Below are 15,384 nucleotides of genomic sequence, written 5' to 3' on the forward strand. Positions count from 1 at the left end.
GGGATGCTTCGACCGTACGGGCAGCGCATCCCCTAACCCCGGAAAGAAAGCGCCACGTGCCGTTTTGAACCGCCAAACCGACGCACAGCGCTACCTAGATGACGGGGCGTTCGACGACGACCTCGTGCGTCTTGCGGAACAGCCGGCGGGTGCGGGGGTCCCAGAAAACCAGGTACAGGCCAAAGAGCAGGCCGGTCACCGCCGCGGCCACCCGGGCCAGCGCCAGTGCAAAGCCGAGGTCCTCGGTCTGGAGGTACGGGAAGACTTCCAGCTGGTCCGAAATGGCATAGATCATGAAGAAAGAGACAACGAAGTAGAGCGCCTTGACCTGCCAGTCATTCCTGATCCCGGTGACGGCAAAGAGCGGTATCAGCCATACGACGTACCAGGCTTGGATGATCGGAGCCAGGAGGACAATCGCAGCAAGAGCGAGTGTGAGGCGGCGCATCAGACGGTCATAGTCCCCGCGGAAGATCTGCCAGGCGACAATACCCACGGCAACAAGCTTGCCCACGTTATACACAAAGCCGGCCAAGGTGGGCCCGTCGAGTCCAAACGCATTGGCCAAGGAGGCAACCACCATTCCGATGAGCCCCACGGGCGCATACCAGATGGAGATGCTTCCGGGGGCAGAGAGCCCATTGACCCAGCCGAAGCCGAAACCATTCACCAGGCTCATCAAGGCCAGGATTCCGAGGCTCAATCCAGCAGTCAGGCCCCAGAACGCGAACTTGCGGAGCCAGCCTGCGTCCTTGCCCGCCCAGAGGAGCCCGATGAAGGGCAGGAAGACGATGGTGATGGGCTTCACCGCAATGGAAAGTGTTACCAGCACAATGCCGCGGACCACCCGGTGCGTCGCGGAGTAGTACAGTCCGGCCAGCGCCAGGCCGATCATCAGTGCGTCATTGTGGACGCTGGCGATGAAGTTCGTCAGGAACAGCGGGTTCGCCGCGGTGAGCCACAGGGCCCGGTGCGGATTGACGCCGTGCAGCTCGGCGAGCCGCGGAACATAGATCACGCAGAGGATGACTCCGGCCATGGCCACCAGCCGGAACAGCATCACGCTTGCCTCTGGCTGGACATTCGTGGACCACACAACGAACTGTTCAATCCACAGGAACAGCTGGCCGTAGGGAACGGGGGCTTCCGTCCACATTTTGTCCGCGCCCAGCTGGAAGTAGTTGGACAGGGCCGAGATGCCGTTCTCGTAGGGGTTGAATCCTTCAACCATCAGCCGTCCCTGCCCGATGTAGGCGTAGACGTCACGGCTGAAGAGCGGCACGCTGAACATCATGGGCAGGCCCCACGCCACAACCGCCATCAGGGTAGCTTTACGGGCCTGCTCGCCCCACACCCTGACCCGCTGCCCCAGCCTGAGCCAGGCGCGGACCAGGAGCATCCCTCCTATGGCCAGCAGGACAATCGAGAGGGCAACGCCAACCGCTTCGGCACGCATCCAAATGAACAGCGGCATCCGGCGGAGTTCCGAGACGGGGGCCAGCCAGCCAACGCCCAAGGATCCGATGAGCATGAACATGGAGCCCACGAAGCCGGCAAGCAGCGGGGACCGGGGATTATCCACTTCCGCGCCGCCCGCTGCGACAGTGGCGGCGGGCGCCATCTCCCCCGCCGCGGGCACAGGCGCCGTCATTTCAGGATCGTCCAATCTATCTCGTCTGCGATTCTGCCCGGCGGGCCAACGGCCGGCCGTGGCGCATCCTCACGGGAGCGGGATGACCCGCCGCGTCTTCGAAATCCTAGCATCGGCCGGTGCCCTGGAGGGGTAACGGTAGGCTTGTCCGGTGCCTATATCTAACGAACGCATCGTCTGGATCGACTGCGAAATGACCGGCCTGGACATTAAGAACGACGCCCTGATCGAGGTGGCCGCCCTGGTCACCGACTCCGAGCTGAACATCCTCGGCGACGGCGTCGACGTGGTCATTAAGCCGGATGATGCAGCGGTGGCCCAGATGAACGATTTCGTCCGCGACATGCACACCAAATCGGGACTCCTGAAGGAACTGCCGCACGGCAAGACGATGGCCGAGGCGGAAGCCGCCGTCATGGAATACATCTCAAAATGGGTGCCGGACCCCCGCAAGGCGCCGCTGGGCGGCAATTCCGTGGGGACCGACCGTGTGTTCCTGTCCCGGGACATGCCCGCAGTGGTTGAACACCTGCACTACCGGGTGATCGACGTCAGCACCATCAAGGAACTCTCGCGCCGCTGGTTCGCGAGGGCATACTTCCAGTCGCCGGCCAAAAAGGGCGGACACCGTGCGCTGGGGGACATCAAGGACTCCATCGACGAGCTCCGTTATTACCGGGAGGCCGTTTTCGTGCCTGCACCGGGACCGGACAGTGCCACCGCCCTTCAGATTGCCCGCCGCATCACATCCGCCGGGAATGCGGGGCAGCAGGGAGGGTAATCTGCGCCACCTTCGACGGAATTTTCCGCGAAAACCCCAAAAGTGGACGAAGCACCCCTGAAGAGCAGGTAAGCTATATGAGTTGCCTTTCCAGAGGGCCGGTACGCCGGTAAATCTGCAGGCACATGGTGGGCTTAGCTCAGTTGGCAGAGCGCCTGGTTGTGGTCCAGGAGGTCGCGGGTTCAACCCCCGTAGCTCACCCTCACGGGACGGTATGTGCAGCCGTCCAAGAAGGAGGCCGCACCGGATATCCGGTGCGGCCTTCTTCTTTTTTCACCGTTTTGCACACTTGCCCCTGGCACGAGACACCGCTGAAGGACCGCTGAAGATGACCGTTCTGCCAATCACCATCTGGGGAGAACCCGTACTGCACCGCCGGGCTTCCGAAGTGGAAGTGTTCGACGACGAGCTGCGGACGTTGATAGCGGACATGTTTGAAACGAATGACGCCGCCAACGGCGTGGGCCTCGCGGCGCCGCAGATAGGCGTGGGCAAGAGGATCTTTGTCTACAAGTACGCCAACGACGACGGCGCTCCGCCTACCGGCGTGCTGGTCAACCCGGTACTGACCCTGTCAAAGGTTTCCGGCGCGGTACCGGACCCGGACGAGGAAGAAGAGGGCTGCCTGTCCTTCCCCGGCGGGCAGTATCCCCTGAAGCGCGCCGAGTGGGCGCGTGTTGAAGGGTTTGACGGCTTTGGACAGCCGGTCAGGTTCGAAGCCACCGGCTGGTTTGCCAGGGTCATCCAGCACGAATATGACCACTTGGACGGAAAACTGTACGTCAACCGGCTGATTGACCGCTATGCACGCAAAGCCATGAGGCAGGCCAAGAAGAGCGGCTGGGGCGTTCCCGGACTGACCTGGATGCCGGGCGTCGACCCGGATCCGTTCGGACACTAGGACAACCGGGTCATTTCGCCGCAATGGTGGGCTGGTCCGGGCAGGACCCCAGCACGCGCTTCATGGCGTCCTTTTCCGCCTCGGTGACCCATAGTCCGTAGGCTGCCTTGACCGATATTTGGCGGGCCACGTAGTGGCAGCGGAAGGACTTGTTCCTGGGAAGCCAGGTTGCGGCATCGCCGGCACCCTTCTGCTCGTTTGCCGGGCCGTCAGCCGCGATGAGGTTCAGCGGATCGTTGGCCAGGCTCTGGCGCTGCTTGGCTGTCAGTCCCTGGGCACCCTTCTGCCAAGCGTCACCCAAGGCCACGACGTGGTCTATTTGGACTGCCCGGCTGCTTTCGGAGCCCCGCCGGAAGTCCACGGGCTGCCCGGTATAGGGCTCGCGGAAGGAGCCCGCTGCCACCCGGCACCTGGAGCCTTCCACGAACACCACTGCGGTAAGGTCACGCCTGAGCATGTCGTTGCGGGTGTCGCACCCGTTCCGGTCCACGTCAAGCCACGCCTGGCCGAACGCTTCGCGGTCATAGTTGTCCTTCGCGGCCCGGCCCTTGACGGAAAGCCGTTCCAGCGCGGTGATGGCAGTACCGGAGGGCACGGGATGCACCGGCACAACAGGCTTCATCCAGTCGGGGTCGAACACCGGAGCTTCGGTGGGGCCGGAAGCGGCGGGCTCCGTCAACGCAAACTGGCCGGCAGTAAAGAACCAGGACAGTGCCGCCAGTGCAACGACGGCAGCCGCTGCCAGGACGCCCCAGGCCTGCCGTGAGCGACGGCGGGCACGGCGGTAGGCGGACCAGCTCACAGTCATGGGGATCCGCCGCCTCCGCCGACATCATGCACCAGAAGAGCCTAGAACACCCCCTGGGTCTCCCCGGTGTTTTCCACAGTGTGGAGGGCAGGTGGGCAGCTTTGGTGGAAGTGTTCGCGCGGGGGTTACTGCTCCCGCATCACCCTCCGCAGGTCCTCCTCGGCGATTGCCAGCAGTCCTTCCAGCTGGCGCACCCGGTCCTCGCCGACGTCGCCCGTTTTGTAAGCGGCGCGGGCGCCCTCAAGCAGCCGGACAGCCTCTTTATGGTTGGCTTTGGCGACGTCGAGGGCGTGCTCAAGGGTTGTTTCGTGCTGAAGTGTCGAATCTTTGTCCATGCCACCAGTGTGGTCCCGTTTCCCGGCCGATTCCAGCGGAATCAGCCGGGAAATCGCGGGACCGGCGGCCGGGGCCTAAACAGCGATCGCTGCGAGGGCCGCCGCCGATTCCTTTGCGGGGAAGGATGGCGGGTTTACCCCTGCCATTTCCTCCATCACACGGACCACCTGGCAGCTGTAGCCGAACTCGTTGTCATACCAGACGTAGAGGACAACGTTTTTATCCGTGGACACAGTGGCCAGGCCGTCCACGATGCCTGCGCGGCGGGAACCGACGAAGTCAGTGGAGACAACTTCGGGTGAGTCGATGTAGTCGATCTGCTTGCGCATGTCCGAGTGCAGGGACATCTCGCGGAGGTAGTTGTTGATCTCGTCCTTGGTGGTCCCGTTTTCCAGGCTCAGGTTCAGGATGGCGAGGGAAACATCCGGGGTGGGGACCCGGATGGAGCTGCCCGTCAGCTTGCCCAGGAGTTCGGGAAGGGCCTTGGCCACGGCCTTCGCGGCACCGGTCTCCGTGATCACCATGTTCAGGGCCGCCGAGCGGCCGCGTCGGTCACCCTTGTGGAAGTTGTCGATCAGGTTCTGGTCGTTGGTGAAGGAGTGCACGGTCTCCACATGGCCGTGCACGACGCCGAACTTGTCGTTGATGGCCTTCAGGACCGGCGTGATGGCGTTGGTGGTGCAGGACGCGGCGGACACGATCTGGTCAGTGTCCTCGATGGTGCCGTGGTTGATGCCGTGGACGATGTTCTTCAGGTCGCCCTTGCCCGGGGCTGTCAGGAGAACCCGTGCCACGCCCTTGCTCTGCAGGTGCTGGGACAGTCCTTCCCGGTCACGCCAGCGGCCGGTGTTGTCCACCACGAGGGCATTGTTGATGCCGAAGGCGGTGTAGTCGATGGTGGCGGGGTTGTCCGAGTAGATGACCTGGACCTGCACGCCGTTGGCCGTGATGGTGTTGGCTTCCTCGTCGATCCTGATGGTCCCTTCGAAGGACCCGTGGACGGAGTCGCGGCGCAGGAGGCTGGCGCGCTTCGAAAGATCGTTGTCGGCGCCCTTGCGGACCACGATGGCGCGCAGGCGGAGGCCGTGGCCGCCACCGGCCTTTTCGATGAGGAGGCGGGCAAGGAGCCGGCCGATCCGGCCAAAGCCGTAGAGCACCACGTCGGTGCTGGTGCGGTCATCGCCGCCACGCTTGCCCACAACGTCGGCAAGTTCCGCGCGGAGGAATTCTTCCAGCGTGGCGCCGCTGCCCTCCTCCTTGAACTTCTGGTTCAGCCGGGCGATGTCGATCGCAGCAGCACCGAGCTCCAGTCCGGCAAGGGTGTTCAGCAGCGGCGCGGTCTCCTCCAGGAGCAGCTCGTCCTTGCTCATCCGGCGCGCAAAACGGTGCGCCTTGAGGATGTTCATGGTGGACTTGTTGATCAAACTCCGGCCATGGATGCTGGTGACCACGTTGTTTTCGCGGTACAGCCGGCCGATCACCGGAATCATGGCCTCGGCGAGGGCCTCCCGGCCCATCCACGTATCAAGACAAGAATCTGACGTCTGGCTCACAGAAATACCTTCCTCGGTTCAGCCGTGTACGTCCTCGTACACGGATGTCGGCCACCACATGCTGTGCAGGGGCACCCGCGCCTGCAGGGGTCGGCCCCCAGGCGCCTGGATCGCGTGCAAAGAAAAACCGCCGGCTGCGAACACAACCCGGGCGGAAGAACTCCTGCGTCCGGTCTCCATTCTAAGTTGGCCGGTCTCCCCGAACAGGCCGGAACCACGTGAAATCACTCACAGGGAAGGGGCCTTGCGTCCGGGACCTCAGTTGTGGATGGCCGAATAGAGATTGAGGCTGGCCGAGAATACCACCCACGAAAAATAGGGCAGCAGCAGGAGGCCGGCAGCCGGGCTCACCGGACCGAACCGCACGACGAGGTAGGCAAGTGAGGCCGCCAGTCCGGCAATCACCAGGAAAGCAGCCCAGAGTGCGGCTGCTCCAAACACCGGGAAAAGCCCGAAGAAGGCCAGCGGCCACGCGGCGTTGAGCACCAGCTGGAGAAGGTACCCGGCCAGGGCGCCTCCCCTCAGCTCGCCTTTGCGCCAGACGAGCCAGGCGGCAACCGCAACCCCGACGTAGAGCAGCGTCCACATGCTCCTGAACATCCACCCCGGCGGCATCCAGGGAGCCTTGACCGACCCCGCGAACCAGCCGCCGGAATTCAGGATAATGGGGACCGAGGCCAGGGCCCAGGCGGCAGCGGAGAGCGCAAGGAACCCGGCCAGGGCAACGGCCTGACGTCCACGGGCGGAACCTCGCGGTTGGGCGGCTCCATATCCGGAGGGCGGGTCAGTATTTGCAGGCACGGTTCAGGATCCCCAACACAACTCTCAAGGTCAAACCGGAATGGGTGGATGGGTTGACCGATACGCCGGGTTCTGTGCTCCCGCCCCGTTGCCGGTGCGGGAGTAGCGGCCATCCATCTACGAGCGCCGTTGCCGGCGCCCTCCAGCGGCCTACCCGGACACTCGGGCGGGCAGCCCTCAAACGTGTCCTGTCTGGCCTTGCTCCGGGTGGGGTTTACCTAGCCTTCCCGGTCACCCGGGAAGCTGGTGGTCTCTTACACCACCGTTTCACCCTTACCTGGTTCGTGCCGCTTTCAAACCGGCGCGACCCAGGCGGTCTGTTCTCTGTGGCACTGGCCTGCGGGTTACCCCGAGTGGGCGTTACCCACCACCCTGCCCTGCGGAGCCCGGACGTTCCTCGAGCCACTTGCGTGACGCGCGGCCGCCTGGTCAACCCATCCATGTCCAGTCTACCGGCGCGGCGCCGCTTTCCCTGCGCCGGTAGGATCGGACGGTGCTGATTCTGCTCCCCCCTTCCGAAGGCAAGACACCTGCGGTCCGTGGTTCCGCCGTCGACTGGCCTTCCCTTAGCTTCCCGGACCTGAATTCCTGCCGCGCCAAGGTCCTCGACGCGCTGGGGACGGTGAGCGCGCACGAGGACGCCCTCGCGTTGCTGGGGGTCGGGGCCTCGCTGAAGGACGACGTCGACCGCAACACCAGGCTCCACGCTGAACCGGCGGCTCCTGCCCACCAGATCTATTCCGGCGTGCTGTACGACGCGCTGGGCTACACGACGCTCACCCCTGCGCAGCGGCGCAAGGCAGACGGGTCGGTGCTGGTGATCTCCGCCCTCTGGGGCGCCATCCGCTTCGGCGACGCCGTGCCCGCATACCGGCTGTCGATGGGGACGGCACTGCCCGACGTCGGCCGCCTTGCCTCGTTCTGGAAGCCGCACCTGTCCAGTGCGCTGGCGCCGCTCACCGGGGGGCAGCTGCTGGTTGACTGCCGGTCCAGCACCTACGCCGCGGCGTGGGCGCCGCCGCCGGCGCAGACCGTGACGGTCAACGTGTTCACCGAGGTGCAAGGCGTGCGGAAAGTGGTCAGCCATTTCGCCAAGCACACCCGCGGCGAACTGGCACGGCACCTGCTGGCCCGGCGGGGCAAGGCTCCAGCGACGCCGTCGGACCTCGCAAAGGCCGCCCGGGAAGTGTGGGACGCAGAGCTCGTGGAAGGTTCCCCGCGGAAACCCCACGCGCTGAACATCATCCTGCCGGGCTGACCTCGCCCGCCCTCCCCCAACTAGGTAGCGCTAAGTGTCGTTATGAGCCGCCAAAACGACACTTAGCGCTACTTAGTTGGGTCAGGCCCACTCCTCCGAGCGCACCAGGATGGCGCCGGAATCCGGGCAGAAGACGATGTCGTCGGCGGCGGCTGCCTTGATCTCGGCCAGGTCGCCGGGGCTGAGCTTCATGCCTGAGGCTTCGGACGTGCCGTGGAACAGCCGGGCGGCGCCCACTCCCCGCTTGGCGAGCGTTTTTTCGTAGACCGCGAGCAGGCCGGCGTCGAGCCCTGCAGCGAATTCGGCGCGCTGGGCGCGGAGCCCGCGCGCTTCCGCCTCCACCTCGGCCAGTTCCGCATCCAGCCCGGCACGGATGGTGCCGAAGGATCCCTGGATATCGTCCACGATCCCCTGCTGCGCCGCCTGCCTGGCCCGAAGGGAGTCGAGCCGCTCCATGACCTCAAGTTCAATGTCCTCAAGGTCCGAGCGACGCTTGTTGAGCGAGGCGATGTCCTTCTGGAGGGCCACCAGGTCCTTGGACAATCCGGTGCCGCTGTTCAGCCGCGCCTCGTCCCGCTGGATCCGCGAGGCGACCTGTTCCACGTCCGCTTCGGCCCGCTTCAGTTCAGCCTCGGCGTCATGGACAGCCACCTTCGCCGCGCCAAGCTCACCGTTGGCAACAGACAGGGCCGCCTCCAAGTCCTTGATGCGGGGATCGGTTTCCAGGGAGCGGCGGCGGTTGGCGAGCGACTTAAGCTTGGCGTCCAGCCCCTGCAGCTCGAGCAACTTCAACTGTTCCGCCGGTGCTGCCTTCGCCACATTTACCTCCGCTTGATCCCTACCGGCCGGGGCCGGGCACCTGGTCGGCGCTTCCTAGACTCTAGCGCCTGGCCCGCTCCCCTGCCTCGCTGCGTCACCGCCGGACCCCGCACACGAGGCTTAGCCGGGAGTCAGGATGAAGTCCCAGGGATCGCTGTTGGTGGTGCTGACCTGGATTTCAACGTCATGGCCCTGGTCGGCGAGGACATTGCCCAGCGCCGCCGCAGCGGCAGGCAGCCACAGCCACTCGCTGGCGAAATGGGATACATCCACCAGGTAGGGCCGGCCATTCAAGGCGGCCTCCCGGGCTTCCGACGCCGGGTGGTGACGGAGGTCGGCGGTCACATAGACGTCCGCGTTGCTGGCCCTGACCTCATTAAAGAGGGAGTCACCGGCACCACCGCACACGGCGACACGCCGGACCAGGCCGTCCTTGTCGCCGGAAACCCGCACTCCCCCGGCGACGGACGGGAGGATCCCGAACACGCGGGCAGCAAAATCGCCCAAGGTCATGGCCGCCGCCAGGTCCCCCACCCGCCCGATGCCCTCTTCCGGAAGGCCGTTTGCCGCCACGGTGAGCGGGGCGGCGTCCTGGAGGCCGAGTGCGTCGGCGAGGACGTCGGAAACGCCGCCGACGGCGGAATCACCGTTGGTGTGGACGGTCAGCAATGCGGTGCCGGACTCGATCAACCGGTGCACGGCCCGGCCCTTGGGGGTGGTGGCGGCGACGCTGGTGACGCCCTTCAGGAGGAGGGGATGGTGGGTGATCAGGAGTTCCGCGCCCCACTCCACCGCCTCTTCAATGACTTCCAGGGTTGGGTCGACGGCGAACATCACCTTGGTGACGGGCGCAGACGGATGGCCTGCCACCAATCCCACTTCGTCCCAGTTCTCTGCCAGGGATTCGGGCCACAGCTCTTCCACGGCCAGGAGCAGTTCACCCAGTGTGGGAGCCTCCGCCGGCTCCGCCGCCCCCTGCCCGCCGGAGGGTGCGCCGCCGTTGCCAGTGCCGCCGTCGTTCTTGTCGCCGTCGTTCTTGTCGCCGTCATGATCGACGCCGCCGCCGTTGACGCCGCCGCCGATGTTGTCTGGGCCGGTAACGTCGGTGTCCGCTGGTTCCATAGTCTTAGTTTTACCCCATCGGGCCCCCCGGACCGCACGTTTACAGCCCCCTCCCCAAGACGGCCGGGGAATCTTCCCGGGCCCCCAACCATTGAAGAGGTCATGAAAACTTTTGTTTTAGGCGGAGGCTGCTTCTGGTGCCTCGACGCCGTTTACCAGAAGACCAAGGGCGTCAGTTCGGTGGTGTCCGGCTATACCGGGGGCCACGATCCGCAACCGGACTACTATTCCGTCTGCAACGGCACCACCGGCCATGCCGAGGTGGTGGCCGTGACGTTTGACGAGGAGATTATCCCGGCGGAAGTCATCCTGGACATGTTCTTCGCCCTGCACGATCCAACCACGCCGAACCGCCAGGGCTACGACGTCGGCACGCAGTACCGTTCGTCGATGTTCTATGAGACCACCGAAGAGAAAATCCTCTTTGAGGAAGCGATCGACCGGAACCAGGCACTGTGGGCCCATCCGATTGTCACGGAGGTCAGCCGGCTGCCCCGATTCCATGTGGCGGAGGAGTTCCACCAGAACTACTACGCGAAGCATCCCGAGCAGGGGTACTGCCAGGTGATCATCAACCCCAAGCTCGCCAAGGCCAGGAAATATTACTCTGCATGGCTTAACGCTTAGCCACGGTTACGCGGCCTCGTTAGGCTGACCTCAGTATTCACCCCTTAGAGATAGGCGTATGTACATGGCACGGATCTATGACGATGTGACACAGCTGGTCGGCGGAACCCCGCTGGTCAAGCTCAACCGGCTCAGCGAGGGCCTGGATGCCACCGTCGCCGTCAAGCTTGAGTTCTACAACCCGGCCAACAGCGTCAAAGACCGTATCGGTGTGGCCATTGTCGATGCCGCCGAGAAGTCCGGTGCGCTGAAGCCCGGCGGAACCATTGTTGAGGGCACGTCCGGAAACACCGGCATTGCCCTGGCCATGGTGGGTGCTGCCCGCGGCTACAAGGTCATCCTCACCATGCCGGAGACCATGTCCACGGAACGCCGCGTCATGCTGCGGGCGTTTGGCGCCGAGATCGTCCTGACCCCGGGTTCCGAGGGTATGCGCGGAGCTGTGGAGAAGGCCCAGGAAATCGTGGCCAACACCGAGAATTCCATCTGGGCACAGCAGTTTGCCAACGAAGCCAATCCTGAAATCCACCGCACCACCACGGCGGAGGAAATCTGGGCGGACACCGACGGCGCAGTGGACATCTTCGTTGCGGGCGTAGGCACCGGCGGAACCGTCACCGGCGTCGGCCAGGTCCTGAAGGAGCGCAAGCCCGGCGTCCAGATCGTCGCGGTCGAGCCCAAGGACTCCGCCATTCTCAATGGCGGCGCACCCGGTCCCCACAAGATCCAGGGCATCGGGGCCAACTTCGTCCCGGAAATCCTGGACACCAACGTCTATGACGAGGTCCTCGACGCCACGCTTGAGGATTCCGTCCGGGTGGCCCGGGAGCTCGGCGTCCAGGAAGGCATCCTGGGCGGGATCTCCTCCGGCGCCATTGTCTGGGGTGCCCTGGAGCTGGCGAAGCGTCCGGAAAACGCGGGAAAGCTGATCGTGGCTGTTGTCTGTGACTTCGGTGAGCGTTACATCTCCACCGTGCTCTATGACGACATCCGCGGCTGATCCAGCCGCTGTTCGCCCGTTTCCTGTAGAAAGAACTTTGTGGGCTTTTTCGCAAGACTAAAGGAAGACCTCGACGCCGCCCGGTCACACGACCCGGCGGCTCGAGGTTCTTTTGAGAACTTTTTCGCATACTCCGGCCTGCATGCCATCTGGATCCACCGGCTGACGCACCGGCTGTGGCAGAATCCGGCCCTGCGTTTCCCGGCGCGGCTGCTCTCACAACTGGGGCGCTTCCTCACCGGCATAGAGATCCATCCGGGGGCCACCATCGGCCGCCGCTTCTTCATCGACCACGGCATGGGCGTAGTCATTGGAGAGACTGCCGAGATCGGCGAGGACGTGATGATCTATCACGGAGTCACCCTGGGCGGCCGCTCCCTGGCCCGAATCAAACGCCACCCCACCATCGGTGACCGGGTGACCATTGGGGCCGGGGCCAAGATCCTGGGGCCAATCACCATTGGCCGGGACAGCGCCGTGGGCGCCAACGCGGTGGTGGTCAAGGACGCTCCGCCTGAATCGATTGTCACCGGCGTCCCCGCCAAGTGGCGCCACCGGGATGCCCAGCGTGAAACCAAACCTGCGGTGGACCCGGCAGAGTACGACATCGAATACCGGATCTGACCCTTTACTGCAGCCTTACCGCGGCGCCGCCGCCCGGTCCGCTGCAGGAAGATATGGCAACGGCCGGCAGTTCCCGGAGGAGTCCGGGAACTGCCGGCCGTTTGCCGTGCGGAAGCTAGTGCGTGTCCACGGCTTCGATCTCGGACTTGTCCTCGCCCCAGAGGGTATGGAACGTACCCTCGGAGTCGACGCGGCCATAGGTGTGGGCGCCGAACAGGTCACGCTGGCCCTGGATCAGGGCGGCGGCAACGCGCTTGCGGCGCAGCCCGTCGTAGTAGGCCAGCGAGGAGGAGAACACCGGAACGGGGATCCCCAGCTGGACGGCCGTGGCAACGACCCGGCGCCATGCCGGCAGTGCGTCGGCGATGGCCTGGGTGAACGCCGGAGCGAAGAGCAGGTTGGCCGGCTTCTCCTCAGCGGCATAGGCCTTGGTGATGTCCTTGAGGAGTTCTGCACGGATGATGCAGCCTGCGCGCCACAGGGAGGCGATCTCGTCCAGCTTGAGGTCCCAGCCGTACTCCTTCGCCGCAGACGTCAGCATGTCCAGTCCCTGGGCGTAGGAGACCAGCTTGGAAGCGTACAGTGCCTGGCGGACGTCCTCGACGAAAGTCTCGGGGATCTCCACGGATGCCTCGTTGCCTGCCAGCAGCTCCTGGCCCAGCTTGCGCTGCTCCGTCTGGGAGGACAGCGCGCGTGCGAAGACGGATTCGGCGATGCCGGAAACCGGGGAGCCGAGTTCCAGTGCGGAGATGACGGTCCAGCGGCCGGTGCCCTTCTGGCCGGCCGCGTCCACCACGACGTCGACGAACGGCTTGCCGGTCTTGGCGTCCACATGGCCCAAAACCTCGGCCGAGATCTCGATCAGGAAGGAGGAAAGCTCGCCGTTGTTCCAGTCCGCAAAGATCTTGGCCTGCTCGGCAGGCTCAATGCCGGCACCGGAACGCAGGAGGTCGAAGGCTTCGCCGATGACCTGCATGTCGGCATATTCGATGCCGTTGTGGACCATCTTGACGAAGTGGCCGGCGCCATCGGTTCCCACCCAGGCGCAGCACGGTTCGCCGTCCACCTTGGCGGAGATCTTTTCCAGCAGCGGGCCCAGGGCCTTGTAGGACTCCTTGGAACCGCCGGGCATGATGGAGGGGCCGTTGAGCGCGCCTTCCTCGCCGCCGGAGACACCGACGCCCACAAAGTGCAGGTCCTTCTTGGCAAGGGCAGCTTCGCGGCGTCGGGTGTCCTCGTAGTGGGAGTTGCCGGCGTCGATGATGATGTCGCCCGGCTCCAGAAGCGGTTCCAGCTGTTCGATGACTGAGTCAACGGGCTTGCCGGCCTTGACCATGATCAGCACGCGGCGCGGCTTCTCCAGGGAATCGACCAGTTCCTGCAACGTCTCCGTCCGGACAAAGTCCCCTTCGGAGCCGTACCTTTCCAGCAGGGCGTCGGTCTTCTCGACCGAACGGTTGTGCAGGGCAACCGTGAAGCCGTTCCTGGCCAGGTTGCGGGCGAGGTTGGCGCCCATCACCGCGAGGCCGGTGACACCGATGTGTGCAGACATCAAAACTCCAATTCGTACGTTGCGCGGATGTGCAGGGGCTCCCTTTGCGTCGGGAGCACGATTGCAGACCAAGGGTCTGAATAAAGCATATATATTCGCGAGGTAACAAGAAAGTAACGCCCACCTTGTGGAACCGTTTGTGTCGCTGCAGTCCCGGCCGGCCGCCGTCAGGCCAACCCGTTCACACTAGGCTTAGCTGCATGACCAGCAGCCTGCACCACCGTGCCATTGAGAATCTTGGCACCCGCATTGTCTCAGGGGAGCTGCCTGCCGGCCATATCATGCTCGCCGAAAAGCTTGAGGATGAACTCAGGGTGTCCAGGTCGGTGATCCGTGAGGCTGTCCGCGTGCTGCAGTCCCTCGGCCTGGTGGAGACCACCAAGCGGGTGGGTATCCGGGTACTGCCTCCGAGCCGCTGGAACCCCTTCGATCCCCAGGTCATCCGGTGGCGCCTGGCCAGCGGTGCCAGGGGCGCGCAGCTTCGGTCTCTTGCTGAGCTGCGGTCCGCCGTGGAGCCGGCCGCGGCCGAGCTGGCCGCCCAGAACGCGCCGGCGCCGCTGCGGCTGGAACTGGTGGACGTTGCCCGCGCAATGCTCGACGCCGGCCGCAAGGGTGACGTGCCGCGCTTCCTTGAGCTGGACATCCAGTTCCACTCGCTGCTGCTGTCCGGGTCGGGCAACGAGATGTTTGCGAACCTCATGGGCCAGGTGGCGGAGACCCTGACGGGCCGGACAGTGCATGGCCTGATGCCGGACCATCCGCACGAGGCCGCGCTCCAGTGGCACGTGGACGTGGCGGAGGCAATCGCCCGGGGCGATGCCGCCACAGCACGGGAGTCCTCAGACAAGATCATGAGGCGGACCATGTCCCAGATGTCCGACACGTGGACCGAGCAGCCCCGCGTCTTCATTCCGGTGCAGCGCTGACACCTTTACGGCGACTTTTTGTTTCCAGGGGGTTCACGGTATATTCAACTCAGGCCCTCCACCGCGGCATCCCCCAATAGTCGCGGTGGAGGGTTTTCCAATGCCCGGAGTCCGTTGCCGGGCGGCGCATGCGCCTACGCAGCGTCGGCCAGGGATTCCCTGAGCCGCCAGCCCCCACCCAGCCCGTCCCGCTCGAGGAGCATGGTGGTCAGGGCGGAACCGGTGTTCCTTCCCAGCCTCACCTGGAGCTGCAGGACCTCGACGTCCACCCGGCTGAGGCCCTTAGGCATCCTGCGGCGTGTCTCCCACCATTTGACCCGCTCAAACCAGCGGACCGGTTCCGCACCCACAGCCCATTCCCTGCCACTGCAGAGCACCGCAGTGGGCCTGCCGTCCGCCCCCGTCCGCACAATCACGTGTTCCATTCCCGCAAGCTACGGCAGGGGTCGGACATTCGGGGAAGGGCCCGGATTCCATACGGGGCCGGGCAACGCAAAAGCCCCGCATCTTCCTCCTGGCGGCGGAACCTGCGGGGCTGCTCGTGGGTCCTACCGGGATCGAACCGATGACATCCACGGTGTAAACGTGGCGCTCTACCAGCTGAGCTAAAGACCCAAAGCGGCCG

At 64.8% G+C, this 15,384-nt stretch carries 16 protein-coding genes, 2 tRNA genes and 1 other RNA gene; 8 read left to right on the plus strand and 11 right to left on the minus strand.

Annotated elements, in window-relative coordinates; translation table 11 throughout:
* Nucleotides 1-94 precede the first annotated feature (94 nt).
* Nucleotides 95-1,651 (minus strand): polyprenol phosphomannose-dependent alpha 1,6 mannosyltransferase MptB, encoded by a 1,557-nt coding sequence (mptB, locus tag C3B78_RS11800; RefSeq protein ID WP_199775241.1) that lies wholly within the window; start codon nucleotides 1,649-1,651, stop codon nucleotides 95-97.
* A 151-nt stretch (nucleotides 1,652-1,802) separates the two neighbouring features.
* Here mptB and orn point away from each other — a divergent pair, with 151 nt between their 5' ends.
* The 3 genes from orn to def all read left to right on the plus strand — a co-directional run bounded on the left by orn (nucleotide 1,803) and on the right by def (nucleotide 3,333).
* Nucleotides 1,803-2,432 carry an oligoribonuclease gene (gene orn, locus C3B78_RS11805; protein WP_104998249.1) on the plus strand — a complete coding sequence of 210 codons (630 nt, stop codon included), beginning with the start codon at nucleotides 1,803-1,805 and terminating at the stop codon, nucleotides 2,430-2,432.
* 128 nt (nucleotides 2,433-2,560) lie between these two features.
* Nucleotides 2,561-2,633: transfer RNA gene (locus C3B78_RS11810), tRNA-His, on the plus strand.
* Nucleotides 2,634-2,760: 127 nt separating this feature from the next.
* Nucleotides 2,761-3,333, plus strand: coding sequence for a peptide deformylase (def, locus tag C3B78_RS11815; protein ID WP_158677243.1), 573 nt, complete (start codon nucleotides 2,761-2,763; stop codon nucleotides 3,331-3,333).
* Between the two features lie 10 nt (nucleotides 3,334-3,343).
* Here the strand turns inward: def and C3B78_RS11820 are convergent, their stop codons facing one another.
* The 5 genes from C3B78_RS11820 to rnpB form a co-directional block, all read right to left on the minus strand.
* Nucleotides 3,344-4,141, minus strand: coding sequence for an HNH endonuclease family protein (locus C3B78_RS11820; protein WP_104998251.1), 798 nt, complete (start codon nucleotides 4,139-4,141; stop codon nucleotides 3,344-3,346).
* 125 nt (nucleotides 4,142-4,266) lie between these two features.
* Nucleotides 4,267-4,476, minus strand: coding sequence for a hypothetical protein (locus C3B78_RS11825; RefSeq protein WP_104998252.1), 210 nt, complete (start codon nucleotides 4,474-4,476; stop codon nucleotides 4,267-4,269).
* A gap of 75 nt (nucleotides 4,477-4,551) precedes the next feature.
* Complete coding sequence (locus C3B78_RS11830; RefSeq protein ID WP_104998253.1) at nucleotides 4,552-6,030, minus strand: glyceraldehyde-3-phosphate dehydrogenase; 1,479 nt, start codon at nucleotides 6,028-6,030, stop codon at nucleotides 4,552-4,554.
* 258 nt (nucleotides 6,031-6,288) lie between these two features.
* Nucleotides 6,289-6,831 carry a TspO/MBR family protein gene (locus C3B78_RS11835; protein WP_104998254.1) on the minus strand — a complete coding sequence of 181 codons (543 nt, stop codon included), beginning with the start codon at nucleotides 6,829-6,831 and terminating at the stop codon, nucleotides 6,289-6,291.
* Nucleotides 6,832-6,876: 45 nt separating this feature from the next.
* An RNA gene (gene rnpB, locus C3B78_RS11840) (RNase P RNA component class A) lies at nucleotides 6,877-7,268 on the minus strand.
* Between the two features lie 56 nt (nucleotides 7,269-7,324).
* Here rnpB and C3B78_RS11845 point away from each other — a divergent pair.
* Nucleotides 7,325-8,089: a YaaA family protein gene (locus tag C3B78_RS11845; RefSeq protein ID WP_104998255.1), complete on the plus strand. Its 765-nt coding sequence runs from the start codon at nucleotides 7,325-7,327 to the stop codon at nucleotides 8,087-8,089.
* A gap of 81 nt (nucleotides 8,090-8,170) precedes the next feature.
* Here the strand turns inward: C3B78_RS11845 and C3B78_RS11850 are convergent, their stop codons facing one another.
* Both C3B78_RS11850 and C3B78_RS11855 read right to left on the minus strand, forming a co-directional pair.
* On the minus strand, nucleotides 8,171-8,908 hold the full coding sequence (locus C3B78_RS11850) for a zinc ribbon domain-containing protein (RefSeq protein WP_104998256.1): 738 nt from the start codon (nucleotides 8,906-8,908) through the stop codon (nucleotides 8,171-8,173).
* A gap of 120 nt (nucleotides 8,909-9,028) precedes the next feature.
* The gene (locus tag C3B78_RS11855; protein ID WP_104998257.1) at nucleotides 9,029-10,030 is read right to left on the minus strand and encodes a Nif3-like dinuclear metal center hexameric protein; all 1,002 of its coding nucleotides are present in this window, start codon (nucleotides 10,028-10,030) and stop codon (nucleotides 9,029-9,031) included.
* A gap of 102 nt (nucleotides 10,031-10,132) precedes the next feature.
* Between C3B78_RS11855 and msrA the strand changes: the two genes are divergently transcribed.
* The 3 genes from msrA to epsC all read left to right on the plus strand — a co-directional run bounded on the left by msrA (nucleotide 10,133) and on the right by epsC (nucleotide 12,281).
* Nucleotides 10,133-10,657, plus strand: coding sequence for a peptide-methionine (S)-S-oxide reductase MsrA (msrA, locus tag C3B78_RS11860; RefSeq protein ID WP_104998258.1), 525 nt, complete (start codon nucleotides 10,133-10,135; stop codon nucleotides 10,655-10,657).
* Nucleotides 10,658-10,721: 64 nt separating this feature from the next.
* On the plus strand, nucleotides 10,722-11,657 hold the full coding sequence (gene cysK, locus C3B78_RS11865; RefSeq protein ID WP_104999757.1) for a cysteine synthase A: 936 nt from the start codon (nucleotides 10,722-10,724) through the stop codon (nucleotides 11,655-11,657).
* A gap of 39 nt (nucleotides 11,658-11,696) precedes the next feature.
* Nucleotides 11,697-12,281: a serine O-acetyltransferase EpsC gene (epsC, locus tag C3B78_RS11870; protein ID WP_104186112.1), complete on the plus strand. Its 585-nt coding sequence runs from the start codon at nucleotides 11,697-11,699 to the stop codon at nucleotides 12,279-12,281.
* A 115-nt stretch (nucleotides 12,282-12,396) separates the two neighbouring features.
* Here the strand turns inward: epsC and gndA are convergent, their stop codons facing one another.
* Nucleotides 12,397-13,833: an NADP-dependent phosphogluconate dehydrogenase gene (gene gndA, locus C3B78_RS11875; RefSeq protein ID WP_104998259.1), complete on the minus strand. Its 1,437-nt coding sequence runs from the start codon at nucleotides 13,831-13,833 to the stop codon at nucleotides 12,397-12,399.
* A gap of 200 nt (nucleotides 13,834-14,033) precedes the next feature.
* On the opposite strand from gndA, the gene C3B78_RS11880 reads away from it, so the two are divergent.
* On the plus strand, nucleotides 14,034-14,759 hold the full coding sequence (locus C3B78_RS11880; RefSeq protein ID WP_104998260.1) for a FadR/GntR family transcriptional regulator: 726 nt from the start codon (nucleotides 14,034-14,036) through the stop codon (nucleotides 14,757-14,759).
* Nucleotides 14,760-14,893: 134 nt separating this feature from the next.
* Here C3B78_RS11880 and C3B78_RS11885 read toward each other — a convergent pair whose 3' ends face one another.
* Nucleotides 14,894-15,184 carry a hypothetical protein gene (locus C3B78_RS11885; RefSeq protein WP_104998261.1) on the minus strand — a complete coding sequence of 97 codons (291 nt, stop codon included), beginning with the start codon at nucleotides 15,182-15,184 and terminating at the stop codon, nucleotides 14,894-14,896.
* 117 nt (nucleotides 15,185-15,301) lie between these two features.
* Nucleotides 15,302-15,374 (minus strand) — tRNA-Val (locus C3B78_RS11890).
* Nucleotides 15,375-15,384: the final 10 nt, after the last annotated feature.

The sequence above is a fragment of the Arthrobacter sp. PGP41 genome (assembly GCF_002953935.1).
In the GTDB taxonomy this organism is placed as follows: Bacteria; Actinomycetota; Actinomycetes; order Actinomycetales; family Micrococcaceae; genus Arthrobacter.